7 protein-coding genes are annotated in these 8,100 nt (G+C 68.7%); all 7 read right to left on the bottom strand.

The window, feature by feature from the left end; genetic code table 11:
- Positions 1-153, bottom strand: a 153-nt coding sequence (locus DQP56_RS25845) for a hypothetical protein (protein WP_435673893.1), incomplete at its 3' end; no start/stop codon positions are given.
- Between the two features lie 50 nt (positions 154-203).
- Positions 204-1,961, bottom strand: coding sequence for an AMP-binding protein (locus DQP56_RS20745; protein ID WP_112688663.1), 1,758 nt, complete (start codon positions 1,959-1,961; stop codon positions 204-206).
- 572 nt (positions 1,962-2,533) lie between these two features.
- A complete protein-coding gene (locus DQP56_RS20750; protein WP_013829150.1) occupies positions 2,534-3,244 on the bottom strand; it encodes a thioesterase II family protein in 711 nt (236 codons plus the stop codon).
- A gap of 35 nt (positions 3,245-3,279) precedes the next feature.
- Positions 3,280-4,545, bottom strand: a complete 1,266-nt coding sequence (gene lipL, locus DQP56_RS20755; RefSeq protein WP_112688665.1) for an esterase/beta-lactamase LipL — start codon at positions 4,543-4,545, stop codon at positions 3,280-3,282.
- Between the two features lie 68 nt (positions 4,546-4,613).
- A complete protein-coding gene (gene meaB / locus DQP56_RS20760; RefSeq protein WP_112688667.1) occupies positions 4,614-5,618 on the bottom strand; it encodes a methylmalonyl Co-A mutase-associated GTPase MeaB in 1,005 nt (334 codons plus the stop codon).
- Positions 5,619-7,925, bottom strand: a complete 2,307-nt coding sequence (scpA, locus tag DQP56_RS20765) for a methylmalonyl-CoA mutase (RefSeq protein WP_112688669.1) — start codon at positions 7,923-7,925, stop codon at positions 5,619-5,621.
- Positions 7,926-7,930: 5 nt separating this feature from the next.
- The coding region (locus DQP56_RS25395) for a hypothetical protein (RefSeq protein ID WP_165825095.1) at positions 7,931-8,100 on the bottom strand (170 nt) is incomplete at its 5' end.

Here is an 8,100-nt window from a genome sequence, read left to right on the forward strand (position 1 = left end):
GCCAGGCAACCGACAACCCAAACCCACCACCGCGATCGGCTCGGTATCACCGGCCTCCGCCACCGCCAACCGCGCAGTCAAATCATCAATCTTGCGCAGCGCCTCAGCGACAATCGCCCGGCGATCCGGCCCCCCGGCCGGTACAGCGTTCATCTCGCTCAACTCAACCTCCCCGAAAGCCGCGCGAGCAGCCCGTCATCGCATCACACTGACCGAGCGGAAGTATCCAGTCGGTCGAATCCGTCCCGCTGGTAGATCTCCACGCAGCTGGAGCGGCGGATCTTGCCGCTGGTTGTGATCGGGATGGCGCCTTGCGGAACCAGAACCAGATCGCCAATCGCCAGGCCGTGCGCCTTCGACAGCGCGGCCGTGACCTTCCGCCTCACCTCGTTCAGCCTGTCGGCAACCTCCTCGTCCGAGCCCCCCTTGTTCTTGAACTCGGCGATCGTAACAAGCTGCTCCGACCTACTGTTCGATACGGACACCGCAGCGACACGCCCACCGGTGATCTCCTGCACGGTGGCCTCGATATCGTCCGGATAGTGGTTCTTGCCGTCGACGATCAGCAGGTCCTTGATCCGGCCGACGATGTAGAGCTCGCCGCCGGAGATGACGCCGAGATCGCCGGTCTTGAGCCAGGGGCCCTGCGGCGTGCCGGGCGAGGGGTCGACCAGCTTTCCGCCGAAGGTGCCCTCGGTGGCCTGCTGGTTGTGCCAGTAGCCGGCCGCCAGGTTGGGGCCGTACGCCCAGATTTCGCCGACCTTGCCCTCCGGGTTCTCGGTCTGGGTGTCGGGGTCCACGATGCGGACGGTGCAGGCCCGCGGCACACCGCAGCTGACCAGCTCGACGCCGCCCTCGGGTCCGCTCGGCTCGGCGATGCCGTCGGCCAGCTTGGTGTAGTCGAAGCGCGGGGTCGGCGGCGGGCTGCCCGGGGTGTTCGACGTCAGGTAGACGGTGGCCTCGGCCAGGCCGTAACCGGGCCGCAGCGCCGCCGGGTTGAGGTTGAACTTGGCGAACCGCTCGATGAGCCGCCGCAGCGTCGCCGCGTGCACCCGCTCGGCGCCGAACGCAAAGGTATGGACCTGGCCCAGGTCGAGGCCCGCCATGTCCTCATCGGAGGTGCGCCGGACGGCCAGCTCGTAGGCGAAGTTGGGTCCGCCGGTGTAGGCGTTGGGATAGCTGGCCACCAGCTGCATCCAGCGGGCCGGCTTGGCCAGGAACGCCATCGGGCTGAAGATCACCGCCTGGTGGCCCCCGACCAGCGGGAAGATGATGCCGCACATCAGGCCCAGGTCGTGGTAGAAGGGCAGCCATGCCACCAGGGTGGTGTCGGCCGGCACCGTCTTGCCGCGGTCCTCGAAGGTGTCGGCAATCATCTGCCGCATGTTCTCGATCGCGTTGTGGTGGCCGACCATGACACCGGCAGGGGTGCGGGTCGAACCGGAGGTGTACTGCAGGAAGGCGATCTTGGTGTGCGCGGTGGTGGTGGGCGCCACCGCCGGCTCGGAGTCGAGGTCCAGCGCGTCGACCTCGATCACCACCGGCGGTTTCCCGCCCAGGTCGCGGATCGAGTTGGCGATGTCGCCGACCGCCGCCGACGTGGTCAGGATCGCTGCCGGGGTGCAGTCGCGCAGTGCCGCCGTCACTCGCTCGTCATGCGCCCCGAACATCGGCACCGGCAGCGGCACGGCGATCATTCCCGCCTCCAGCGCGCCGTAGAAACCGATGATGTACTCCATGCTCTGCGGGGCCAGCAGCGCCACCCGGTCGCCGGGCGAGGCACAGGTCGCCAGCTCGGCCGCCACCACCCGCGCCCGGTCACGCAGCTGCGACCAGGTCACCGTCTCGCGGTAGCCCTCCGGGTCGACGTCGAAGTCGATGAAGGTGTACGCAGGCGCATCCGGCTTTTCGCTGGCACGCTCGGCCAACAGGCTCGGGATATGCGATTGAGTAACCGGCATAGCGATGATTTCTCCTTGTGCTGTCAGGTCCGCGGACCTCACCTGCTCAGTAGTTCGGCCCCGTCCAGAGTCGTCACGTGTGGCGTCCGAACTTACGGTTTCGCTGCGCGGCGCCCCTGCACAGCGGGAGGTATGCAATTGGATTAGCGACATTTGGGATGCTTCCCCGGGATCGGGTCCGGTGGGCAACGTGGCGCGGCCCGCTCAGCTGAGTGCGTCAGCCTCACCCGCGGCCGGTTGCCCGCCAAGCCGGTCGAAGAGGAGGGCGGGTACATCCGGTCGCCGAGATCGCGCGGCCCATGCGGCCGGAACGGGTGGTTCGACCATCGACACGGGTACCCCTTCTGGATGTTTGGAACCTACGCAAAAACTCCTTGGACCCCGACATCCCAGGCGTTTCCCTCCCGCGGAGGCTACCACGTAGGCACTGTTGACAAGGAATTTCCAGGTCCCTTACAGCGCGAACGAGGCAGACCCGGGATGTTAGCGCAGAAGTCACTAACAGCACCAGCGGTCACACCGGTACCAACAGCAAACTCACAGTCAAGGCGGGGCGGGGCCGCGCTCGCCCGTCATCGCTGGCAGTAAGCCGCCAGTTTTGCTTCGATGTCGCCGACCAGTTCCGGCAAGTGGTCGTTGAGGTAGAAGTGGTGGCCCGGCGCGGTGAACGTTCGGGCGCTGAACTCCGCGGTGGTGCGCTCGGCCCAGGGGGCCACCTTGTCGGCGGTCGCGACGTCGTCTTCGTCGCCGTGGAAAGCGACGATGGGACACGACACCCGGGCCTCCGGCGGGCAGTCGTAGTTGGCGATGGCTTTCAGCCCGCGCAAGGTCGGGAGGATTTTCGCCGCGAACTCCTCGTTCTCCAGGAACTCGGGGTTGACCCCGGTCATCTGGCTGACGGCCTCGAGCAGGCCGCGATCGGAGTCCCCGATGTTGTCGTAGCCGGCCCGGCCCGGCGCCCCCGCCGCGGAGACGAACAACGCCGCGATCCTGGTGCCGTTCGCTTCGAATCGGCGAGCCACCTCGAAGGCCAGCAGGGCGCCCATGCTGTGGCCGAAGAAGGCGGCGCACTCGTCGGCCGGTGGAGCCAGCTTCTCGCAGACCCGGTCGGCGAGGTCCTCGATACTGGTGAAGGCGCCGAGGTCGTGGTTACCGCCCTTGCCGGGGTACTGCACTCCGATGCGTTTGACGTCGGTGGTGAACGCCTTGGAGAAAGGAAGGTAGTACTGCGGCGATCCGCCGGCGTGCGGGAAGATGTAGAGCTTCGGCGTACGGTCAGTCACTCGCGCAACATTAGCGGTCGCCGCCGGTGGCCCCGCTACCCGATTGCCGCCGCCGCGTCGCCGAACGGGGCTCCCAGCCGCGGGACGGCGTCGATCCCCCGCCGGCGTCCACCCGCAACGGCGCGGCGGATCAGCGCGGCCACCCCGACGAACCCGGCATGATCCAGCGCCACGAACGGGGTCAGCAGCCGGTTGTGCACGAATCCGAACGCCAGCCCGGTCGCCGGGTCGGCCCAGCCCATCGAGCCGCCCAGCCCGACATGGCCGAAGCCGGGCATCACCTGGCCGAACGGGATCGCGTGGTAGCCGAGGTGGAAGGCCAGCGGAACGCCGACGGTGCGGTCCCATTCCAGGGTGCGCCGACCGGTCAGACCGTCCACCAGCCGGCGCGACAGGAACCGGGTGCCGTCGAGCTGCCCGCCGTTGGCCAGCGCACCGTAGAGGCGCGCCAATCCCCGTGCGGTGGCCACGCCGTTGAGCGAGGCCGCCTCGGTGTCCAGGAACGGAATGTCGCCGCGCACGGTGTCCATCACCCCGGGGAAGTAGAACGCGCCGAATCCCCCGTAGGGCAGCATGGCGGCCGCCTTGGGCGCCACGAAGTCGACGATCGGGTTCCGCCGGCTGCGCTGCGGCATGATGATCTGCGCGGCGACGGTCGGGCAGTCGGCGGGCGGCCGGCCCAGGTGCAGGCCGTCGGTGTTCAGCGGCGCGGCCAGCTCGGCGCGGAACAGCTCACGCATGCCGGTACCGGTGACCGCCCGGGCCAGCCCGGACATCAGCCAGCCGTAGGTCAGCGCATGATAGGCGGGCTTGCCGAATTCGCGCCCCGGCGCGGCGGCCGCCATCCGGGCCTCCATTGTGGCGTGGTCGAGCAGGTCCGCCCTGCTGGCGCCCTGCAGGTGGGTCAGCCCGACCCGGTGGCCCAGCAGCTGCCGGACGGTGATCCCGGCCTTGCCGTTGGCGCCGAATTCCGGCCAGTACTGCGCGACCGGCACGTCGTAGTCGATCAGTCCCCGGTCGACCAGCCGGTGGATGACCGTCGATGCAGCACCCTTGGTCGCCGAGAACACCATGGCGCCGGTGTCGACCGACCAGGGCACCCGGCCCGCGCGGTCCGACCACCCGGTCCACACGTCGACGACCGGTCGGCCGTCCAGATACACGGCCAGGGCGCCGCCGCCGTAACGGCGACCGGGGAACATGGCGGCGAAAGCGCGCACGGCACAGGCGAAGTTCGGGTCGGCCGCGCCGTGGACGTTCGCCGGAAGCGCGCTGCGCCGAGCGCCGGGATGCTGTGTCATGGCTGAGAATCTACCTCGCGGCCGGTGCCCATAAGCCGTGTTACCGCGCGAGTCGGGGCCCGAGCCGGCTAATGCCAGATGGCCTCGAGGATTCGCTGGGCGGCCAGGGCGGGGGTCAGATCACCGCTGAGCACCTGCCGTTCGGCCTCGGTGCGCAGCGCGCGCACCGCCGGGTCCGACAGCGCCCGTTCCAGCACCGCGTCGGCTACCAACTGCCGGGTCCAGTCCACCTGCTGGGCGCGGCGCCGGGACTCGAACTCGCCGGCGTCGATCAACGTCTGTCGATGCCGCTCGATGGTCTCCCAGACTTCCGCGAGCCCGCTGCCCTCGACCGCGCTCATCGTCAGAACCGGTGGGCGCCAAATGGTTTCATGCGGATAGATCAGCCGGATCGCGGCCGACAACTCTCGGGCGGCCAGCCGCGCCTCGGCGAGATGCTCGCCGTCCGCCTTGTTGACCACCACGAGGTCGGCCAGCTCCAGCACACCCTTCTTGATGCCCTGCAATTGATCGCCGGTGCGGGCCAGCGTCAAGAAGACGAAGGTGTCGACCATGCCCGCGACCGTCACCTCCGACTGGCCGACGCCCACGGTCTCGATGAGGATCACGTCGAAGCCGGCGGCCTCCAGCAGCACCACGGTCTCCCGGGTGGCCTTGGCGACGCCGCCCAGGGTGCCCGACGTCGGCGACGGGCGGATGTAAGCGTCCGGGTGTGCCGCCAGCCGCTGCATCCGGGTCTTGTCGCCCAGGATCGAACCGCCGGTGCGTGTCGACGACGGGTCGACCGCGAGCACCGCGACCCGGTGCCCGCGTTCGATGAGATGCATCCCGAGCGCCTCGATGGTCGTCGATTTGCCCACCCCGGGCACTCCGGTGATCCCTACCCGCCGGGCTGTCGACCCGGGGTCCGCCTGCTGTCCGGGTGACAGCGCCAGCAGCAATTCCTGGGCCTGTTCGCGGTGATCGGCGCGGGTGGACTCGACCAGTGTGATGGCCCGGGGCAGCACGGAGCGGTCACCGGCGCGCACCGCTGCCGCCAATTCGGCGACGCTGTCGCCCACGTTGTCAGCCATCTATTTCGGGTCTGCGACCGGTCCGTCGGGTTCGCCGAGCTCGTAGCCTCGCTGCGACGCGAGCGTGCGCAACAGGTCCGCGGCGGCGTCGGCGATCACCGTGCCCGGCGGGAAGATCGCGGTCGCTCCGGCGGCATAGAGCTCGTCGAAGTCGCCGGGCGGGATCACCCCGCCCACCACGATCATGATGTCGGGCCGGCCCACCTCGGCCAACGCGTCGCGCAGCGCCGGCACCAGCGTCAGGTGCCCGGCCGCCAGCGATGACACCCCGACGACGTGCACGTCGTTGTCGGCGGCCTGCCGCGCCACCTCGTCGGGGGTGGAGAACAGCGCGCCGACGTCGACGTCGAATCCGATGTCGGCGAACGCGGTGGCGATCACCTTCTGACCCCGGTCGTGCCCGTCCTGACCCATCTTGGCCACCAGGATGCGAGGCCGGCGGCCGTCGGCCTCGGCGAACTTCTCCACTAGGGCGGTTGCGCTGGCGATGTTGGTGCCTTTCCCGACTTCGTCACGGTAGACGCCGGAGATGGTACGGATCTCGGCCTGGTGGCGCCCGTAAACCTTCTCCAGCGCATCGGAGATCTCTCCGAGGGTGGCCTTGGCGCGGGCGGCGTCGATGGCCAGCGCCAGCAGGTTGTTGCCCAGCCCGTCTTCCCCTTGTGGGCCGATAGGCCCTGACAGCGCAGCCGCCCGGGTCAGCTCGGCCAGCGCGGCCTGGCACGCCTTTTCGTCGCGCTCGGCGCGCAGCTGCTGCAGTTTGGCCAGCTGTTCGGCGCGTACCCGGCTGTTCTCGACCTTGAGCACCTCGATCTCGGTGTCCTCGGCGACCTGGTACTTGTTGACGCCGATCAGCGGCTGCCGCCCCGAGTCGATCCGGGCCTGGGTGCGGGCGGCGGCCTCCTCGATGCGCAGTTTGGGGATGCCGTCGCTGATGGCCTGGGCCATGCCACCGTGGGCTGCCACTTCTGCGATGTGGGCGCGGGCGCGCTGCGCCAGCTGGTGGGTCAGCCACTCCACGTAATAGGAGCCGCCCCACGGGTCGATCGGCCGGGTGGTGCCCGACTCCTGCTGCAGCAGCAGCTGGGTGTTGCGGGCGATGCGGGCGGAGAAGTCGGTGGGCAGTGCCAGCGCCTCGTCGAGGGCGTTGGTGTGCAGCGATTGGGTGTGGCCCTGGGTGGCGGCCATCGCCTCGATGCAGGTGCGGGCCACGTTGTTGTAGACGTCCTGGGCGGTCAGCGACCACCCCGAGGTCTGCGAATGGGTACGCAGCGACAGCGATTTCGGGTTCTTCGGGTTGAACTGGGCGACCAGCTCACTCCACAGCAGCCGGCCGGCACGCAGCTTGGCGACTTCCATGAAGAAGTTCATGCCGATGCCCCAGAAGAACGACAACCGGGGCGCGAACTTGTCGATGTCCAGCCCGGCGTCGAGGCCGGCCTTGATGTAGTCCACTCCGTCGGCCAGCGTGTAGGCCAACTCCAGATCGGCGGTGGCACCGGCCTCCTGGATGTGGTAGCCCGAGATCGAGATCGAGTTGAACTTGGGCATCTTCGCGCTGGTGTAGCCGAAGATGTCGGAGATGATCCGCATCGACGGCTTCGGCGGGTAGATGTAGGTGTTGCGGACCATGAACTCTTTGAGGATGTCGTTCTGGATGGTGCCGGCCAGCTTCTCCGGCGGCACCCCCTGCTCCTCGGCGGCCACCACGTACAGCGCCAGGATCGGCAGCACCGCACCGTTCATCGTCATCGACACGCTGACCGAGCTCAGGTCGATGCCGTCGAACAACTGCCGCATATCCAAGATGGAATCGATTGCCACACCAGCCATTCCGACGTCACCCTGCACCCGGGGGTGATCCGAGTCGTAGCCGCGGTGGGTGGCCAGGTCGAAGGCGACCGACAGGCCCTTCTGCCCGGCCGCCAGGTTGCGCCGGTAGAAGGCATTGGAGTCCGCGGCTGTGGAGAACCCGGCGTATTGGCGGATCGTCCACGGCTGGTTGACATACATCGTCGGATACGGCCCGCGCACGAACGGCGCCTCGCCCGGGAAGCTGTCCAGCGGATAGCCGTCGGCGAGCACGGCGGCGCGATCGGCGGCCGTGTAGACCGGCTTGACCGCGATGCCTTCTGGGGTATGCCACTCCAGCTGCTCCGGTGTGTAGCCGTGCGCGGCCGCGGCGGCCGCAACGTGCTCGGCGACGGCGGTCGCAGAGACTTCAGCCGCCGGTGCGCTGTCCTGATGCCCGTGCAGCGGGACGTCAGCGAAGCTGCCGAGGGTGCTGTGTGAGGTGCTGGCGGTCATGGTTCTCAAGCCCCCAATCGGGTAAGTAGGTCCGACAACGCCTGCACCGCATCGATTTTCATGGTCAGGTAGTCGTCCGGCTTTTGGTCGGTGTCGGTGTTGGCCGCCAGTGCCTTCGCCGGTCCTGCCAGGTAGACCCGCTCGATCCCGGCGGCGCGGGCAGCCGCGATGACCC

The organism is Mycolicibacter senuensis (genome assembly GCF_003284925.1).
GTDB lineage: Bacteria > Actinomycetota > Actinomycetes > Mycobacteriales > Mycobacteriaceae > Mycobacterium > Mycobacterium algericum_A.